Origin of the sequence: Streptomyces sp. NPDC046716 (assembly GCF_040645755.1) — a bacterium.
Classification (GTDB): domain Bacteria; phylum Actinomycetota; class Actinomycetes; order Streptomycetales; family Streptomycetaceae; genus Streptomyces.
In genome coordinates this window covers 1-18149 of the sequence record NZ_JBEYYU010000074.1, presented here as the reverse complement: position 1 = coordinate 18149, position 18149 = coordinate 1, and the positions used below count along the sequence as shown (strand labels likewise).

At 72.4% G+C, this 18149-nt stretch carries 14 protein-coding genes; 5 read left to right on the top strand and 9 right to left on the bottom strand.

Features of this window, described 5'->3' with window-relative positions:
- Positions 1–23 precede the first annotated feature (23 nt).
- Entirely contained in the window at positions 24–623 is a 600-nt protein-coding gene (locus ABZ930_RS35915) for a dihydrofolate reductase (RefSeq protein ID WP_361557809.1), read from the top strand.
- Here the strand turns inward: ABZ930_RS35915 and ABZ930_RS35910 are convergent.
- Positions 601–3813 carry a tetratricopeptide repeat protein gene (locus ABZ930_RS35910; RefSeq protein WP_361557806.1) on the bottom strand — a complete coding sequence of 1071 codons (3213 nt, stop codon included), beginning with the start codon at positions 3811–3813 and terminating at the stop codon, positions 601–603. The genes ABZ930_RS35915 and ABZ930_RS35910 overlap by 23 nt on opposite strands.
- Before the next feature lie 117 nt (positions 3814–3930).
- Between ABZ930_RS35910 and ABZ930_RS35905 the strand changes: the two genes are divergently transcribed.
- Together ABZ930_RS35905 and ABZ930_RS35900 are read left to right on the top strand one after the other, a co-directional pair.
- Positions 3931–5961: a thioredoxin domain-containing protein gene (locus ABZ930_RS35905; RefSeq protein WP_361557803.1), complete on the top strand. Its 2031-nt coding sequence runs from the start codon at positions 3931–3933 to the stop codon at positions 5959–5961.
- Positions 5962–6041: 80 nt separating this feature from the next.
- A complete protein-coding gene (locus ABZ930_RS35900) occupies positions 6042–6353 on the top strand; it encodes a hypothetical protein (protein ID WP_361557800.1) in 312 nt (103 codons plus the stop codon).
- 27 nt (positions 6354–6380) lie between these two features.
- Here ABZ930_RS35900 and ABZ930_RS35895 read toward each other — a convergent pair whose 3' ends face one another.
- From ABZ930_RS35895 to ABZ930_RS35885, 3 genes are all read right to left on the bottom strand, one after another.
- On the bottom strand, positions 6381–6992 hold the full coding sequence (locus ABZ930_RS35895) for a TetR family transcriptional regulator (RefSeq protein ID WP_361557797.1): 612 nt from the start codon (positions 6990–6992) through the stop codon (positions 6381–6383).
- Positions 6993–6997: 5 nt separating this feature from the next.
- Positions 6998–8563, bottom strand: a complete 1566-nt coding sequence (locus ABZ930_RS35890; protein ID WP_361557794.1) for an MFS transporter — start codon at positions 8561–8563, stop codon at positions 6998–7000.
- Between the two features lie 112 nt (positions 8564–8675).
- Entirely contained in the window at positions 8676–9365 is a 690-nt protein-coding gene (locus ABZ930_RS35885) for a hemolysin III family protein (RefSeq protein ID WP_361557791.1), read from the bottom strand.
- A gap of 310 nt (positions 9366–9675) precedes the next feature.
- Here ABZ930_RS35885 and ABZ930_RS35880 point away from each other — a divergent pair, with 310 nt between their 5' ends.
- A complete protein-coding gene (locus ABZ930_RS35880; protein WP_361557886.1) occupies positions 9676–11550 on the top strand; it encodes a phosphoenolpyruvate carboxykinase (GTP) in 1875 nt (624 codons plus the stop codon).
- A gap of 166 nt (positions 11551–11716) precedes the next feature.
- Here ABZ930_RS35880 and ABZ930_RS35875 read toward each other — a convergent pair whose 3' ends face one another.
- From ABZ930_RS35875 to ABZ930_RS35860, 4 genes are all read right to left on the bottom strand, one after another.
- On the bottom strand, positions 11717–12127 hold the full coding sequence (locus ABZ930_RS35875) for a hypothetical protein (protein ID WP_361557883.1): 411 nt from the start codon (positions 12125–12127) through the stop codon (positions 11717–11719).
- A gap of 99 nt (positions 12128–12226) precedes the next feature.
- Positions 12227–13438: a pyridoxal phosphate-dependent aminotransferase gene (locus ABZ930_RS35870; protein ID WP_361557788.1), complete on the bottom strand. Its 1212-nt coding sequence runs from the start codon at positions 13436–13438 to the stop codon at positions 12227–12229.
- A gap of 113 nt (positions 13439–13551) precedes the next feature.
- Entirely contained in the window at positions 13552–14229 is a 678-nt protein-coding gene (locus tag ABZ930_RS35865) for a GNAT family protein (RefSeq protein ID WP_361557785.1), read from the bottom strand.
- Positions 14226–15383, bottom strand: a complete 1158-nt coding sequence (locus tag ABZ930_RS35860) for a ThiF family adenylyltransferase (protein WP_361557783.1) — start codon at positions 15381–15383, stop codon at positions 14226–14228. Before ABZ930_RS35860 ends, ABZ930_RS35865 begins: the two co-directional genes overlap by 4 nt.
- Positions 15384–15520: 137 nt before the next feature.
- On the opposite strand from ABZ930_RS35860, the gene ABZ930_RS35855 reads away from it, so the two are divergent.
- A complete protein-coding gene (locus tag ABZ930_RS35855; protein ID WP_361557781.1) occupies positions 15521–16141 on the top strand; it encodes an alpha-ketoglutarate-dependent dioxygenase AlkB in 621 nt (206 codons plus the stop codon).
- A 207-nt stretch (positions 16142–16348) separates the two neighbouring features.
- On the opposite strand, the gene ABZ930_RS35850 is transcribed toward ABZ930_RS35855, so the two are convergent.
- Positions 16349–17968: a D-aminoacylase gene (locus ABZ930_RS35850; protein ID WP_361557779.1), complete on the bottom strand. Its 1620-nt coding sequence runs from the start codon at positions 17966–17968 to the stop codon at positions 16349–16351.
- Positions 17969–18149 lie beyond the last annotated feature (181 nt).

Sequence of the window (18149 nt, the reverse complement as noted above, 5' to 3'; positions counted from 1 at the left end):
CCCGCCCGCGCGGTCGTACAGGTATGAGCCCTGTACTGATGCACGCGGTCGTCTCCGTGGACGGATTCATCGCCGGTACCGACGACCAGGTCGGCCCCCTCTTCGACTGGTACGGCAACGGGGACGTGCCGATCGTCGAGGGCGCCGGATTCCGGGTGTCCCAGGTGTCCGCCGACTACACCCGCGGGATGTGGGACCGCCTCGGCGTGATCGTCATGGGACGCCATCTGTTCGACATGACCGACGGCTGGGACGCGAAGCCGCCCGCCGGTGAGCACGTCGTCGTGGTCTCGCACCGGCCGCGGCCCGCGGACTGGCACCCCGAGGCGTCCCACTACCACTTCGCCGGCGATGTGCCCGAGGCCGTCGCCACGGCCCGCGAGCTGGCGGGGACACGGTCCGTCGCGATCACCGCGGGCGACGTCGGCGGCCAGGCGTTCGCCCTCGGCCTCGTCGACGTGGTGGCGATGGACGTCGCCCCGGTCTTCCTCGGCGCGGGCAAGCGCTACTTCGGGTCCGCCGCGGGGGAGCGGCTCCTGGACGACCCGCACGTGGTCGTCCAGGGGGACCGGGTGCTGCACCTCCAGTACCGGACGCGGGTCAGGGCTGCGGAGTCGTCATGACCACGCCCATCGTGTCCCGGGCATGCCGGTTCGGGACCATGCCCAGACGCCACGCCTGCCAGCCCGTGTCCAGGTCCACGCCCCGCTCCAGCAGCAACTGGTACGCCTCCACGTAGTCGTCCAGCTTGCCGTCGCGCGTGGGGTGCGCGGCCTGGCCGAGTCGGGCCAGCTCCTCCTGCGCGACCGCCGTGCCGACCTCGGAACCGCCCGGCGAGGCGTACGGCAGCAGGGTGCAGCGCAGGAAGACCGCCCAGTCCTCGCCGCGCCGGTCGCCGTACGAGGCGAAGAGCGCCCGTGCCTCGTCGCAGAGCGTCATCGCCTGCTGGAGCCGGGCGTTGCCCGCGTCGACGACCGCCAGCTCCAGGCACGTCCACCCCTCGCCGTGCGCGACGCCGATGCGCTGGAAGTCGGCGCGGGCGTCCACCAGGAGCTGACGGGCGAAGCCGGAGTTGCGCAGCGAGCCGGTCTGCACGGCGCGCTGGTCGCGGGTGACCCGCGCCGAGTGGTGCCGGGCGCACGCGAGCCCGTACACGTCCCGCATCCGGGAGAACATGGTCCGCGACCGCTCCAGCTCGCGGACCGCCTGATCGAGATTGCCGGTCTCCTCCAGGGCCTGGCCCAGGTAGTAGTACGTCCACGCCTCACCGCGCGCGTCCTCGTTGTCCCGGTGCCGGGACGCCGCCTGGCGCAGCCCGTCGACCGCCACCGAGGCGTCGCCCTCGACGAGCCGGGCGCGGGCCAGCTGGGTCAGCGCCCAGGCCTCGCCGCGCGCGTCGCGGGTGCGGCCGTACAGGTCGAGCGCCGCCCGCAGCTCGTCGTCCGCGCGCGGCACGTCGCCCATCCGCAGGCACAGCTGGCCGAGCTGGAAGTGGGCCCAGGCCTCGCCGTGCAGCGACTCGTTCTCCCGGTGCAGGGCGAGGGCGTCGGTGAGCAGCGCCAGCGACTCGCGGACATGGGCGCGGTCGCGCTCGACGGCCGCGAGCGCGTGCAGGGTCCAGCCGCGGTCGCCCTTGGTCTCGGGCGTCGTCTGCATGTCCAGGGCCTCGCGCAGCCGGTCGGCGGCCTCGGTCAGCTGGCCCTGGTGGTGCAGGGTGATGCCGAGCGAGCACAGCGCGCGCGCCTCGCCCGCCCGGTGGTGGGCCTCGCGGTACAGGTCGACCACCGACGACAGCGTCGTACGGGCCTTGTCGAGCTCGCCGAGGTGACGGGCCGCGATACCGGTGCGCCACTGGACCGAACGCACGAGCAGCCCCTGGTCGATGGCCTGGGTCAACTCGCTGATCTCGCCCAGGCGGTAGAGGTCGCCGCGCAGCAGGCAGTAGTCGCACAGCGCGCCGAGCAGGCCGAGCACCGCGTCCTGGTTGACGCCCTCCGCGTGCCGCAGCGCCGCCGTGATGAAGCTGGACTCGTCGTCCAGCCAGCGCAGCGCCGCGTCCAGCGACGTGAAGCCGTGCGGGCCCATCTGCCCGGCCCGCGTCGACATGTTGCCGTCGACCAGGCGGATCACCGAGTCGGCCAGCTCCGCGTAGTTCTGGATCAGCCGCTCCTGGGCCGCCGTGCGCTCCTGCGGCTCCTCCTCGTCGGCGAGGCGGGCCTGCGCGAAGGCGCGGACCAGGTCGTGCAGCCGGTAGCGGCTGCCCCGGACGTGGTCGACGAGACCGGCGCGCGCCAGCGCGGTCAGATGCCGGGTCGCCTCCGTGTCGTCCGTGGCCAGCAGGGCCGCCGCGGCGGCCGCGCCCAGCGAGGCCCGGCCCGCGAGCGCGAGCCGCCGCAGCAGGCGCCGGCCCGCGTCGGACTGGTCCGTGTAGCGCAGCCACAGCACCCGCTCGACGGGGTCGACGGGCCCGTACGCGCCCAGGTCGGCGGCGAGCTGACGCGGCGAGCGCGGCCCGATCGCGGAGCCCGCGATGCGCAGCGCCAGCGGCAGGCCGCCGCACAACTCCCGTACCGCGTCGGCGGAATCGGCGTCGTACGGGCCGCCGGTGTCCTCCGCGGACTCCCGCAGCAGCTCCTCCGCGCCCGCCGCGTCCAGCGCCTCCACGGGGAGCTGGTGCACCCAGGCGGGCAGGTCGTCGCCGAGCTCCAGCGGTTCGCGGGAGGTGACGATCACCAGGCTGTCGGAACGCTCGGGGACGAGGGTGCGCACCTGCCGCGCGTCGGCGGCGTCGTCGAGCACGATCGTCACCGGAAGCCCGGTCAGATGCTGGTGGTACAGCTCGCTCAGCCGCTTGACCTGCTGCTCCGGCGTGGAGCGCTCCCGGAACAGCAGCTGCTCGCGCGGCGCGCCCAGACGGTTCAGCAGATGCAGCAGCGCGTCCCGGGTCGACAGCGCGGGGCCGTCCGCCCGGTCGCCGCGCAGATCCACGACACAGGCCCCGCGGAACTGGTCGCGCAGATCGTGCGCGGCCCGCACCGCGAGCGTCGTGCGGCCCGAGCCGGGCGTCCCGTGCAGCACGACCACCGTCGGTTTGGTCTCGGTGCTGGCCCGCGCCGCGTGCACCCACTGCGCGATCCGCGCCATCGCGGCCCGCCGCCCGGCGAACGGTCCCTGCGGCTGAGGGAGTTGGCCGAACGACTGCTCCAGCACGCTTCGGCGCCGGGCGGCCGCGCTCCGGTCGGGCCTGCGTCCGCCCGGCACGACCGTCTTGGTGCCCACCGATCCGGTGGACGCGGCGAGCACCCGCTGCTGGTCCAGGAACGGCCGGATGCCCCGCACCTCCAGGGCGGTCAGCCACTGCAGCCGCAGCTGCTCGGGCCCGCCCGGCTGGTTCCTGGCGCCGGCGCTGCGGCTGGCCGCCGGGACGTGCGACGCGGTCACCTTGGCGACCGTCGCGGCGGCGCCGAGCACCGCCACGGCGGCGCCCACTCCCAGGGCCGTCCCGGTGCCGGTGCCGAGGATCAGGTCGGCCACGCACGCGGTGACGGCCCCGACTCCGGCCACTTGCAGGGGAGTCGACCCGCCCTCCTTGGCGAACCGCTCCCCGAACGTCATCTGCCCGGCCGCCGCCTCGTCCAGCGCCCGGGTGTACGCGGCGTACTCCTCGGCCGCCGTCTGCTCCATGGCATCCAGCGCGCCCCTGGCCCGGGACAGCAGCACCCCGGCATCCGTCCGCCCGCCCGAGCGCCGAACCTCCTCCTCAACGGCCCGGGCCAACAGCCGCTCGGCCTCCGCCCGATGGCTGTCTCGCATCTTCGGTCCCCCTCCGTCGCGTCTCTTCCGCGTCAAGTGTCCTGCGTATGGGGTGTCGGCGCGAGAGTCCCTGCGATCAAAGGCGGGTCCGTGACGGCCATGCGCGAGGATGGGGGCATGCCGAACCGACTGGCCCAAGAGACGTCCCCCTACCTCCTCCAGCACGCCGACAACCCGGTGGACTGGTGGCCCTGGTCGGCCGAGGCCTTCGAGGAGGCGAAGCGGCGGGGGGTGCCGGTGCTGCTCAGCGTCGGGTACTCCAGCTGCCACTGGTGCCACGTCATGGCGCACGAGTCCTTCGAGGACGACGCCACCGCCGCCCTCGTCAACGAGCACTTCGTCGCCGTGAAGGTCGACCGCGAGGAGCGGCCCGACGTCGACGCCGTCTACATGGAGGCCGTACAGGCCGCCACCGGGCACGGGGGCTGGCCCATGACGGTGTTCCTGACACCGGACGCCGAGCCGTTCTACTTCGGCACGTACTTCCCGCCCGAGCCGCGCCACGGGTCGCCCTCCTTCTCCCAGGTGCTCCAGGGGGTGCGCGACGCCTGGAGCGAGCGGCGCGGGGAGGTCGCCGAGGTCGCCGGGAAGATCAGCGCCGATCTCGCGGCGCGCGAGATGACGTACGGGGGCACCGAGGTGCCCGGCGCGGAGGAGCTGGGGCAGGCGCTGCTCGGGCTCGTGCGCGAGTACGACGCCACGTACGGCGGTTTCGGCGGCGCGCCCAAGTTCCCGCCGTCCATGGTCATCGAGTTCCTGCTGCGCCACCACGCGCGCACCGGCGCCGAGGGCGCGCTCCAGATGGCCTCGGACACCTGTGAGCGGATGGCGCGCGGCGGGATCTACGACCAGCTCGGCGGCGGCTTCGCCCGCTACTCCGTGGACCGCGAGTTCACCGTCCCGCACTTCGAGAAGATGCTCTACGACAACGCGCTGCTGTGCCGCGCGTACGCGCATCTGTGGCGCTCCACCGGCTCGGATCTCGCCCGCCGGACCGCCCTGGAGACCGCCGACTTCATGGTCCGCGAACTGCGCACGAACGAGGGCGGGTTCGCCTCGGCGCTGGACGCCGACAGCGAGGACCCGGCGAGCGGCAAGCACGTCGAGGGCGCCTACTACGTGTGGACGCCCGCGCAGCTGACCGAGGTCCTGGGGGAGGAGGACGGACGGCTCGCCGCCCGGTACTTCGGCGTCACCGAGGAGGGCACCTTCGAGGAGGGCGCCTCCGTCCTCCAACTCCCGCAGACCGACGAGGTGTTCGAGGCCGAGCGGATCGAGGACATCCGGCGGCGGCTGACCGCGGCCCGCGCCGAGCGCCCCGCCCCCGGCCGGGACGACAAGGTCGTCGCCGCCTGGAACGGTCTGGCGATCGCCGCGCTCGCCGAGACCGGCGCCTACTTCGGGCGGCAGGACCTCGTGGACGCCGCCGTGTGCGCGGGCGACCTCCTGGTGCGCCTGCACATGGACCCCCAGGCCCGCCTCTCCCGCACCAGCAAGGACGGCCACCTCGGCCGGAACGCGGGCGTCCTGGAGGACTACGCCGACGTCGCCGAGGGCTTCCTCGCGCTGGCGTCGGTGACGGGGGAGGGCGTCTGGCTGGAGTTCGCCGGGTTCCTGCTCGACCATGTGCTGGACCGGTTCGTGGACGCGGAGAGCGGGGCGCTCTACGACACCGCCGTCGACGCCGAGCGGCTGATCCGCCGCCCGCAGGACCCGACCGACAACGCCGCCCCGTCCGGCTGGACCGCCGCCGCGGGCGCCCTCCTCTCGTACGCCGCCCAGACCGGTTCCGAGCCGCACCGCACCGCCGCCGAGCGGGCGTTGGGCGTCGTCAAGGCGCTCGGCCCGCGCGTGCCCCGCTTCATCGGCAACGGTCTGGCGGTCGCCGAGGCGCTGCTCGACGGGCCCCGTGAGATCGCCGTGATCGGGGAGGTCGGCGGACGGCTGCACCACACCGCGCTCACCGCGACGGCCCCCGGCGCCGTCGTCGCGGCCGGTCCCGAGGGCGGCGACGAACTGCCGCTGCTCGCGGACCGGTTGCGGATCGAGGACCGGGACACCGCGTACGTGTGCCGGCATTTCGTGTGCGACGCCCCCGTGACCGATCCCGACCGGCTGGGACAGATCGTGGGCGAAGCGGCCTCCTAGCGCGCCCGGCACCGGTCCCGGTGTCACTGGACCGGTGCAAAGGCCGTTTCCTGCCCGGCGGTCGCTGAGATACGTAGGACATGATCCGCTACCTCGCGACCGCCGCGCTCGCCGCCGCGCCGCTCCTCGTCAGCGCCTCCCCGGCGCTCGCCTCCGACACGGTCCACCGGGGCGTCACCGGCTGCTTCTCCTGGTCCTGGAAGGACGGCGGCGCGCTGACGACGACCGTGTACTACCGCAATCGCTGCGACACCGCGCACACCCTGCGCGTCCGCTGGTCCTCGGAGGCGTCCGGCAACGAGGACATCAAGGTCAAGGCCGGCGCCAAGGGCTCGACGTGGAGCTTCGTCTCCCTGAAGCCGCTGGGCTTCGCCGATCTGGGGCCCGCCTAGCCGGGCTGCCCCAGAGCCCGTGCTGCCCTAGAGCCCGTGCTGCACGGTGTGCAGGGCGCGCAGCACCAGGTCGCGCAGGTCGTCCTCGTGGTCGTGCTCGGCCCAGTACATCGTGGCCTGCATCATGGCGCTGACCAGCGTCATCGCGTAGACGCGGACCTCCAGGCCGTCGGCGTCGCGGCCGGTGCGCTCGGCGATCACCCGGCACATCAGCTGTCCGGTGACCGACATGGACTCCATCATCCGCGAGCGCACCGCGGGCACCTCGATCTGGAGGCGCAGGCGCAGCCGGGCGACCTCGGGTGACTCGTCGGCGAAGGCGAGCTGGAGGCTGCGGTCGACGACGTGCCGTACGGAGTCGACGATCGGCTCGTCGGCCGGCCGCGCCCGCAGCTCCCGCTCCAGGATCGGGTCGAACTCGTCGGTGAGGACGATGTCTTCCTTGGTCGGGAAGTAGCGGAAGACCGTGGACGGCGACACCTCGGCGGCCTCGGCGATCTGCTCGACCGTCGTCGCGTCGTACCCCTGCTCCCCGATCAGGCGGTACGTCGCCTCGCGGATCGCCGTCCTGGTCTTGATCTTCTTGCGCTCGCGGAGCCCGACCTTGGGCTCCGCGGGCGTCTGTGCTGAGGCGGCCATGGCGCTCATTGTCCGGCATCCGCGCTGATCGGGGCCACCTCCGTTCCGGAGGAGGTGTGCGCGGCGAGGCGGACGCGGCCGGGCATCAGGGCCGCGGAGAGCAGCGCCGCGGCCAGCGCGACGACGCCGATGACGATCAGGGCGAGGTCCATGCCGTGGACGTACGAGGAGTTCGCCGAGGCCGCCAGGGCCCGGTCGCCGAGCCGGCCGGCCACCACATGGGCGCCGGTCACCGAGTCCCGGGCGAGCTCCGCGGCCGCGCCCGGCAGCCCCGCGGTGGAGAGCCGGTCCGTGTAGGCGCCGGCGACGAGCGCGCCGAGCAGGGCCACCCCGAGCGCGCTGCCGGTCTGCCGCACCGTGCTCAGCAGGCCCGAGCCGCGGCCGGCCTGGTCCTTGTCGAGCGCGGCCATGGCGCCGCCCATCGCCGGGATCATGGCGAAGGCGATGCCGATGCCGGCGATCGACAGCCACAGCGCGGTGAACCCGTAGCCGGAGTCGACGGTGGTGCGCGCGCCGAGGAACGCGGCGAAGGCGAGCACCACCAGCGCCGCCGCGACCACCGACCGGGCCCCGAACCGGACGACGAGCGGCTGCGCGAGCCGGGCCGCGAGCAGCATGCCGCCCATCAGCGGGACGATCCGCACCCCGGTGCCGAGCGAGTCGATGCCGAGGACGGCCTGGAGGTACTGCGGCAGCAGGAACAGCACGCCGGACAGCACGAACATGCCGAGCGTGGCGGCCAGGGTGCTGCTGAGGAAGCCGCGGTGGGCCAGGAGCGAGAGGTCGAGCATCGGGCGGGTGCCGCGCCGCTCGCGCAGGACCAGCGCGGTGAGCAGGACGACGGCCGCCGCGAAGGCGCCGACGACGAGGGCGTCGCTCCAGCCGCGGCCCGGGCCCTCGATGATCGCGTAGATGAGGCTGCCGAGGCCGAGCGCGGTGAGCACGGTGGAGACGATGTCGACCTTCGGCGCGGCCGGGTCCCGGCTCTCGGGCAGCAGGAACAGGCAGGCGGTGATGCCGATGGCGACCATCGGCACGTTGAGGACGAACACCGAGCCCCACCAGAAGTGGTTCAGCAGCCAGCCGCCGATGATCGGGCCGAGCGGCATGCCGAGCGCGGAGGCCGCCGAGATCATGCCGATGGCCTTCGTCTGTTCGTCGCGCGGGAAGAGCGAGGGCAGCACGGACATCGCCAGCGGCATCACGAGCGCACCGCCGACACCCATCAGGGCGCGGGCCGCGATGACCCAGGTGACGTTGCTCGAGAGGGCCCCGACGAGGGACGCGACGAGGAAGACGCCGAGCCCGCCGATGAGCATCCGGCGCCGCCCGAACCGGTCGCCGAGCAGTCCTGCGGGGAGCATCAGGGCGGCGAAGACCACGATGTACGCGTCCGCCATCCACTGCTGCTGACCGGTGCTCGCGCCGAGGTCCCCGGCGATCGTCGGCAGCGCCACATTGAGGATCGTCATGTCGAAACCGAGCACGAGCATGCTCGCGACCAGGGCCCCGAGGGCCCACCAGCGCCGGGGGTCCGGGCGCGACTCAGGAGGATCAGTGACAGTAACCATGAATTGAGAGTAGCTGTCAGTTCGTAGTGTCTGTCAATAAAGAGTTCCTCCCGGGAACGCAAAAATGGCCGCGGCTGGTGAGCCGCGGCCATGGGTCGTACGGGGTGGGGCGTCAGCCGTGCTGGTACGCCACCAGGGAGATGCCGACGTAGTGCACGACGAACGCCGCGAGGGTGAGGGAGTGGAAGACCTCGTGGAAGCCGAAGTAGCGCGGTGACGGGTTCGGGCGCTTGATGCCGTAGATGACACCGCCCGCGCTGTAGAGCAGCCCGCCCACGACGACCAGCACGAGCACCGCGATGCCGCCGGTCCGCATGAAGTCGGGCAGGAAGAAGACCGCCGCCCAGCCCATCGCGATGTAGCAGGGGGTGTAGAGCCAGCGCGGGGCGCCGACCCAGAAGACGCGGAACGCGATCCCCGCCCCGGCCGCCGCCCAGATGCCCCACAGCAGCGCGTCACCCTTGGCGCCCGGCAGCAGCAGCATCGTCAGCGGCGTGTACGTACCGGCGATGATCAGGAAGATGTTGGCGTGGTCCAGCCGGCGCAGCACGCCGTCGGCGCGCGGCCCCCAGTTGCCCCGGTGGTAGAGCGCGCTCACCCCGAACAGCAGGCAGGCCGTCAGGACGAAGATGCCGCAGGCCACGCGCCCGCGCGTGGAGTCCGCCAGCGCGGTCAGGAACAGGCCGGAGATCAGCACCGCCGGGAACATGCCCGCGTGCAGCCAGCCCCGGAGTCTCGGCTTCAGGGCTGGCGATTCGGTGAGTGCGGCGGGGGTCCCGGGCTGCTCTGCGGCGACGCTCATGCCCGGCATCGTACCTACGCGACCGTAAGTAACAGATAGGGCCAACCCCCGGATCCGGCCTGGGGGGAACCCGAATTCATCGATCGTTAAGCCTCCGGAGGCCTTCCTGTGTGAGTGGCAATGCTCACGTCGCTCACCTGTGAGCCCCCCTGGACAGATGGGCGAAACGGTCGGATGATCAAATGAGTGCGGTCGGCACCGGATGAGCGCTCACTGGGAAACAGTGGAACGGGAGGCGCAGCGTCCGGGTCGCAGCCCCCACGGGGCAACCAACTCAACACCCTCTTTAGGAGCGATCGTGGCGCGCGACATCGCGGCTCCCCACTCCCGGCTCGACACAGCCCCTGTTTCCCAGGACCCCACCACTCTCCCGACCAACCACAAAGAACTGATCTCGTGGGTCAACGAGATCACTGAACTGACGCAACCGGACCGGGTGGTCTGGTGCGACGGCTCCGAGGCCGAGTACGAGCGGCTCGCGGAGGAACTCGTCGCCAAGGGGACGTTCAGGAAGCTCGATCCGACGCTGCGCCCGAACTCCTACTACGCCGCCTCCGACCCGACCGATGTCGCGCGGGTCGAGGACCGGACGTTCATCTGCTCCGCGAAGGAGGAGGACGCCGGCCCCACCAACCACTGGAAGGCCCCCGCCGAGATGCGGGAGATCTTCCGGGGCAACGAGGGCAACGGCGGGATCTTCCGCGGCTCCATGAAGGGCCGGACGATGTACGTCGTCCCGTTCTGCATGGGCCCGCTCGGCTCACCGCTGTCCGCCATCGGCGTCGAGATCACCGATTCGGCCTACGTGGCCGTCTCCATGCGCACGATGACCCGGATGGGCCGGCCCGTCCTGGACGAGCTCGGCACGGACGGCTTCTTCGTCAAGGCCGTCCACACGCTGGGCGCCCCGCTCGCCGAGGGCGAGGCCGACGTGGCCTGGCCGTGCAACAGCACCAAGTACATCTCGCACTTCCCCGAGGACCGCGAGATCTGGTCCTACGGCTCCGGCTACGGCGGCAACGCCCTGCTCGGCAAGAAGTGCTACGCGCTGCGCATCGCCTCGGTGATGGCGCGGGACGAGGGCTGGCTGGCCGAGCACATGCTCATCCTCAAGCTGACCCCGCCGCAGGGCGAGTCGAAGTACGTCGCCGCGGCCTTCCCGTCCGCGTGCGGCAAGACCAACCTCGCGATGCTGGAGCCCACGATCTCCGGCTGGACCGTCGAGACGATCGGTGACGACATCGCCTGGATGCGGTTCGGCGAGGACGGCCGGCTCTACGCGATCAACCCCGAGGCCGGCTTCTTCGGCGTCGCGCCCGGCACCGGCGAGCACACCAACGCCAACGCCATGAAGACCCTCTGGGGCAACTCGGTCTTCACGAACGTCGCCCTCACCGACGACAACGACGTCTGGTGGGAGGGCATGACGGAGGAGGCCCCGGCCCACCTCACCGACTGGAAGGGCAACTCCTGGACGCCCGAGTCGGACGTCCCGGCCGCGCACCCCAACGCCCGCTTCACCACCCCCGCCGCGCAGTGCCCGATCATCGCGCCCGAGTGGGAGGACCCCAAGGGCGTGCCGATCTCGGCGATCCTCTTCGGCGGCCGCCGCGCCTCGGCCGTGCCGCTGGTCACCGAGTCCTTCGACTGGAACCACGGCGTCTTCCTCGGCGCGAACGTGGCCTCCGAGAAGACCGCCGCGGCCGAGGGCAAGGTCGGCGAGCTGCGCCGCGACCCGTTCGCGATGCTGCCGTTCTGCGGCTACAACATGGGCGACTACATGGCCCACTGGGTGAAGGTCGGCGAGGCCGCCGCGCGGACAGAAGGGGGCGCCGCCAAGCTCCCGAAGATCTACTACGTCAACTGGTTCCGCAAGGACGCGAACGGGCGCTTCGTGTGGCCCGGATTCGGCGAGAACAGCCGCGTCCTGAAGTGGATCGTGGACCGCCTCGACGGCCGGGCCGAAGGCGTCGAGACCCCGATCGGCATCCTTCCGGCCAAGGGCTCCCTGGACACGGACGGCCTGAACCTGGCCGACGCGGACCTGGAGTTCCTGCTCACCGTCGACAAGGAGGTCTGGCGCGAGGAGGCCGCCCTGGTCCCCGAGCACCTCAACACCTTCGGCGCCCACACGCCGAAGGAGCTGTGGGACGAGTACCACGCGCTGGTGAAGCGCCTGGGCTGACCCGCCCCGCCCGAAGACCGGCGAGGTCCCGTACAACGACGTACGGGATCACGGGCCCGCCGCTCTCCCGTGCCGTCCCCGCGCAAGCCCCTGGGGACGGCGGGAGGCGGCGGGCCCTCGCCCGTTTCCGGGGCTCGTCCCACCGGAAGGCGCGGGCATGACGCGGCTACGCGGACACCAGGTGTCCCGCGCCCGCGTGGTGCTCCATGCGCTGCGCCGCCAGGATCGCGGCGGCGGTGTCGGCGCGGGACGCGGCGACGACCAGGGCGCGGCCCGCGAGGGCGTGCGCCCGCTGGTGGAGGCCCGCGATGTGGGGCTCGTGGATCGCGGCGGCCACGGCGGAGCGGACCGGCGGGTGGCCGCCGCGCAGGCGGGTCACCTGCTCGGCCAGCGCCTCCGCGGCCCCGTCCAGCTCCGGGCCGGGCGAGAGCTGCCGCAGCTCGTCGGTGACCGCGAGCAGCGCTGACAGGTGTCCGGCGAGCTGGATGTCCAGCTCCTCCTCGCGGGAGCGGTGCGGGAAGGAGTCGTGGCCGGCCGCCATCGTGTGGACCGACTTGGTGCGGATCGGCTCGTACATGGCGACCTCCGGGCAGCGACGGGCGGCTAACTTGGTCTCCATCGTACCTTAGAAGCTGTCTAAGTTAGAACTTGTCCAAAGAAAGCCGCGGCCGGCGGGTCACGGCTGGCTGTAGCCGTCCAGGAAGGTCCCGATCCGGGTCACGGCCTCCGTCAGCTGCTGCACCGAGGGCAGGGTGACGACGCGGAAGTGGTCGGGCTCGGGCCAGTTGAAGCCCGTGCCGTGGACGACCATGATCTTCTCGGCGCGCAGCAGGTCGAGCACCATCTGCCGGTCGTCCTTGACCTTGAAGACCTGCGGATCCAGGCGCGGGAAGAGATACAGGGCGCCCTTGGGCTTCACGCACGTCACGCCCGGGATCTGCGTCAGCAGGTCGTACGCGACGTCCCGCTGCTCCTTCAGCCGGCCGCCCGGCAGCACCAGATCGCTGATCGTCTGGCGGCCGGTGAGCGCGGCGACGACCCCGTGCTGGCCCGGCATGTTCGCGCACAGGCGCATGTTCGCCAGGATCGTCAGGCCCTCGATGTAGGACTCGGCGTGCGTGCGCGGGCCGGAGACGGCCATCCAGCCGACGCGGTAACCGGCGACGCGGTACGCCTTCGACATGCCGTTGAAGGTGAGCGTCATGACGTCCGGGGCGATGGCCGCCGTCGGAGTGTGCGTCACGTCGTCGTAGAGGATCTTGTCGTAGATCTCGTCGGAGCAGACGAGCAGGTTGTGGCGGCGTGCGATGTCGGTGAGGCCGCGCAGCATCTCGTCGCTGTACACGGCGCCGGTGGGGTTGTTCGGGTTGATGATGACGATCGCCTTGGTGCGGTCCGTCACCTTGCGCTCGATGTCGGCGAGGTCCGGCATCCAGTCGGCCTGCTCGTCGCAGCGGTAGTGCACGGCCGTCCCGCCGGAGAGCGAGACGGCCGCCGTCCACAGCGGGTAGTCGGGGGCGGGGACCAGCACCTCGTCGCCGTCGTCGAGGAGGGCCTGCATCGCCATCACGATCAGCTCGGAGACGCCGTTGCCGATGAAGACGTGCTCGACGTCGGTCTCCACGCCGAGGGTCTGGTAGTGCATCATCACCGCGCGACGGGCGGCGAGCAGGCCCTTGGCGTCGCCGTAGCCATGGGCGTCACCGAGATTGCGGAGCATGTCCTCCAGGATCTCCGGCGGGCAGGCGAAGCCGAACGCCGCCGGGTTGCCCGTGTTCAGTTTGAGGATCCGGTGCCCCGCCGCTTCCAGCCGCATCGCCTCCTCGAGCACCGGGCCCCGGATCTCGTAGCAGACGTTGGCGAGCTTGGTCGACTGGATGAGCTGCATGCTGCGACTTTACGGCGGTGTTTCGCCCGGGCGCGCGCGGTTTGCGCCACAGGCGGGAGGAGGCGGCAGGGGCACTTCGGATGCCGTGGCACGGAGTGCCGGGTGTCTTCGGATTACGGGGTGGACGGCCCGGCCGAGCTTGGAACGAGCTGGTCGCGCGGGTGGGTGAGATGGGCCACTGGCGACCGGTCCGCATCCTCGCCGGACGCCCCGGCGAGGATGGCCCGCTCCGCGGGGGTCGCCTGCTCGGTCCACTCCGGGGCCAGGGCGGCGTAGGTCGTGACGTCGTGCCAGGAGCCCTGGGTGTGGAAGAGGCCGCGCAGGGTGGCCTCCGGGTGCAGGCCCGCCGCGAGCATGATGTCCCGCATCCGGGTGTGGTCGGCGCGGTGGCCCGCCCAGATCCGGTGCAGCCCGAGCCGGCCGAAGCCGTGGGCCATGAGCAGCCGGCCCGCCTCGTGGCCGTGGCCGCGCACGGGGGCGCCGGGCAGCAGCACCAGGCTCGTGAGCATGGCGTTGCGGCCGTACTCCTCGACGAGCAGGCCCATCATGCCGACCATCGTGTCGTCGCCCGGCGCGCACACGGCCATCGTGTGCTTGCGGCGCGGGTGCGCGAAGGGCTGCGTCAGGCACTGGACGAAGGCGTCCTGGGCCTGCCGGGCGTCCATCCGGTCGACGCCGAGATAGCGGGTCAGGACCCGGTGGGTGTGGATGCGTTCGAACGGGGCCAGGTCGGTGGGGCGCAGTTCGCGCAGCCAGAGGTGGTGGCCGTGGAGCTCGGGCAGCTGGTTCACGCGGCCGCTCCCGCCGTCGCGCGGCCGATGAGCCGCTCCAGGTCCACGTAGTAGCGGCCCGACGCGACCGGTTCGCCGAGCAGGATCCGGCGGGCGGTGTCGGTGACCAGGGCGCCGCCGAGCGCCACCCCGCTGGCCAGCTGGGGCCAGCTGGACAGGGTGGTGCCGATCCGGCGCAGGGCGTCGGTCATGGCGGGGCTCAGGTTCGCCTCGTCGCAGACGTCGAGGAGGTGGGCGAGCGCGTCGGCCGGGGCGAGGCCGCGCACCTGCGCCGCCGTCAGACCGCCGCCGCGACCGTGGAAGAGCGGGCGGCCGGGCTCCAGGTCGAAGCGCTCGACGTCGAGCAGCCCGCGGTCGTTGGCGTCCATCAGGACGGGGACGCGCCGCGCCCGCGCGTGCTCCCGGACGGCCGTCTTCACCCAGGGGGTGTCGCACTCCTCCACGAGCAGGTCGAGGGCCTGCTCCCCGGCGCCGACGAACGCGCCGACGCTGTCCTCCGTCAGCCCCTCGGGCCACAGCTCGATGTCGAGGTAGGGGTCGGTCTCGTACATCTGGCGGGCGCACAGCACGGACTTGGCGACGCCGAGGTCGTGCACGCCGGCCCGCAGCCGGTTGAGGTTGCTCAGGCCGATCTCGTCGAAGTCGGCCAGCCGGAACGATCCTCCGACGCCCTCCATGGCACAGGTCAGCGCGGCGCTGTTGCCCACGGAGAGGCCGACCACGCCGATCCTGCGGCCCCGCAGGAGCTCCTGCTCGGCGCCGGTGATCTTGTCCCGGTTGCGGTCGGTGCGGACCCGGCGGAACTCCGGCTCGGGCAGCACGCGGACGAGCCGGCCCGACCACGGGTACCAGGCCCAGGTGCCGTACCGGTCCGGGTCGGTGCCGTCGAGCAGTTCGGCGACGGCGGCGTCGAGCGCGGGCCCGGCCGGGGCCTCGCCCGGGCGCAGGCAGCGCACGAGCTCGATGAGCTGGTCCGTGAGGCGGTCGTGCGTCTCGCGGACGTCGCCGGAGGCGCGCAGGGAGTCGAGGCGGGCCCGGTCATGGGGATCGACGGGACGCAGCAGGACGGGGCGCCAGGGGGCCGGTGCGGCCGGGGTGTCCGGCGCTCCTCGCAGGCCTGCGCGGAGAGTGACGGAGGGGGCGGAATTGATCACAGTCGGTGAAATTAGCAGCGCGAAGGGGTGCGATGGGGGCGCGCAAGGGTTTTGCGCTACGGGAAAACATGAACGATTCGTACCCTGAAACATCTGTCGTTCGAGTAAATGTTCGAATAGGGCGGTACGGTGGGGTCATGCTTCAGGGATCGCTGTTCGATCAGACCGAGGAGATCGCGCCCGGCCCGCTCACCGGTGTGCGGCGGACCGTGCTCGGGGCCGGCGCTTGGATCGACGTCCTGCCCGGCTGGCTGCGCGGCGCCGACGCGCTGTACGAGCGGCTGGCCGGGGACGTGCCCTGGCAGGCCGAGCGGCGGCAGATGTACGAGCGGATGGTCGACGTGCCGCGGCTGCTGAAGTTCTACGGGGCCGGACGGGAGCTTCCGCATCCGGTGCTCGGCGCGGCCCGCGACGCGCTGTCCGCGCACTACGCGCAGGAGCTGGGCGAGCCGTTCACCACCGCGGGGCTCTGCTTCTACCGCGACGGGCGGGACAGCGTCGCCTGGCACGGGGACCGGATCGGGCGCGGCGCCCGGGAGGACACCATGGTCGCCATCGTGTCCGTGGGGGCGCCGCGCGATCTGGTGCTGCGGCCTGTCGGCGGGGGCGGGGTCGCCGTGCGGCGGGCGCTCGGGCACGGGGATCTCATCGTGATGGGCGGGTCCTGTCAGCGGACCTGGGAACACGCGATCCCGAAGTCGACGCGGGCCGCCGGGCCGCGGATCAGTGTGCAGTTCCGGCCCAGTGGGGTGCGGTGACGGGTCCGTCGCCGGGTGCGGCGCCATCGTGGCTGGTCGCGCAGTTCCCCGCGCCCCTGAGATGCGCACTGCGTGCGGCATCTCATCAAGAGAGGCGCGCCCATTGCGATGCCTCTGAGGGGAGGCGGCGCGAAGCGCCTGCCTCAGGGGCGCGGGGAACTGCGCGAGAAGCGGCCACCGGGCCGCGGGTGAACGACGAGCCGGGCGTCAGGCGGTCGGCGACCCAGGGGTGCGGCGGACCGAGCGGCCCGCCAGGATGTCCGTGCGGCGGCCGTTCTCGATGACCGGCTTGCCGTCGATCAGGACGTGCGGGATGCCGACCGGCAGGGTGCGCGGGGAGTCGAAGGTCGAGCCCGCCGCCACCGTCTCCGGATCGAACAGCACCAGATCCGCGCGGTAGCCCTCGCGGATCAGCCCCCGGTCGGCCAGCCGGAGGCGGGCCGCCGGCCGGGACGTGAGGTGCGCGACCGTCTCCTCCAGCGACAGCACGCCCAGGTCACGGGCGTAGTGGCCGAGGTAGTGCGGGAACGTGCCGTACGCGCGCGGGTGCGGCTTGGCGCCCTGGAGGATGCCGTCGCTGCCGCCCGTGTGCACCGGGTGCTGCATGATCGCCCGGACGTTCTCCTCATGCCCGACGTGCTGGAGGATCGTCGAGCCGAGGCTGTCCTCCAGGAGCAGACGGCGGGCGGTGACCCAGGTCGACTCGGCGCGCTCGGCGGCCGACTCGGCGACCGTCCTGCCGATGTAGGAGGCGAGCGCCGGGTTCGTCGTCCCCGAGATCTCGATCCGGTCCCACTCGATCGGTACGCCGTGGCAGCCGTCGGAGCCGATCTCCTCGACGTGCTCGCGGATCCGCTCGGACGTCGCGTCGTCGCGGAGCCGGGCGAGGGTGGCGTCCGGGCCGCCCTCGTTGGCCCAGCTCGGCAGCATCGCCACGAGCGTGGTGGCGCCCGGCGTGTACGGGTACGTGTCCAGGCTGATGTCGGCGCCGGCCGCGATCGCCTCGTCGAGGAGCGCGAGCAGATCCACGCCCTTGCCCTTGTTCACGCCGAAGTTCATGGTGGCGTGGGCCAGGTGCAGGGCGCAGCCCGCGGTGCGGGTCAGCTCGACCATCTCGCGGTACGCGTCGAGCGCGCCGGCTCCGTAACTGCGGTGGTGGGGGCAGTAGTAGCCGTCGTACGCGGCCACCGTGCGGCACAGTTCGGTGAGTTCGGCGTCCTTGGCGTACATGCCGGGCGTGTAGGTGAGGCCCGAGGACATGCCGACCGCGCCCTGTTCCAGGCCCTCGGCGACGAGGCGCTTCATGTGGTCGAGTTCGGCGTCGATGGCGTCGCGGTCGTCCCAGCCGACCGCGTACATCCGCACCGTGCCTTGGGGGATGAGGTAGGCGGCGTTCACGGCGATGCCGCGGTCGAGGCGGTCCAGGTACTCGCCGACGGTGCGCCAGTCGAAGTCGACGGAGGTGTCGTCGGGGCCGCCGCCGTTCCAGCCGGTGATGGTGCGGCGGACCTGGTCGAGGGTGCGGTCGTCGACCGGGGCGTAGGAGAGGCCGTCCTGGCCGAGGACTTCGAGGGTGACGCCCTGGGCGGCCTTCGCGCTGTGGTCCGGGTCGCGGAGCAGGGCGAGGTCGCTGTGGGCGTGCATGTCGATGAAGCCGGGGCTGAGGGCGAGGTCCTGGCCGTCCAGGGTGCGGGTGCCGGTGGGGCGGGGGCCTTCGCCGGGGCGGTGGATCTCCGCGATGCGGCCGTTGTCGATCGCCACGTCGGCGCGGTAGGAGGCTCCGCCGGTGCCGTCGATCACGCGGGTGTTCTTGATGACCAGGTCCATGGGGGAGCCTCTCGTCTGCCGGGTTGCTGAGGGGGTGCCGTGTGCGGGCCGGTGGGGCTTCTCGCGCAGTTCCCCGCGCCCCTGAAGCGAGCGAAGCTCGCCCCTCAGGGGAGCACGGCCGTGGGTCGACACGCTCGGCGGCTACACGCACCGCGCGCTCTCCGACCGCCTGGAGGCCGCC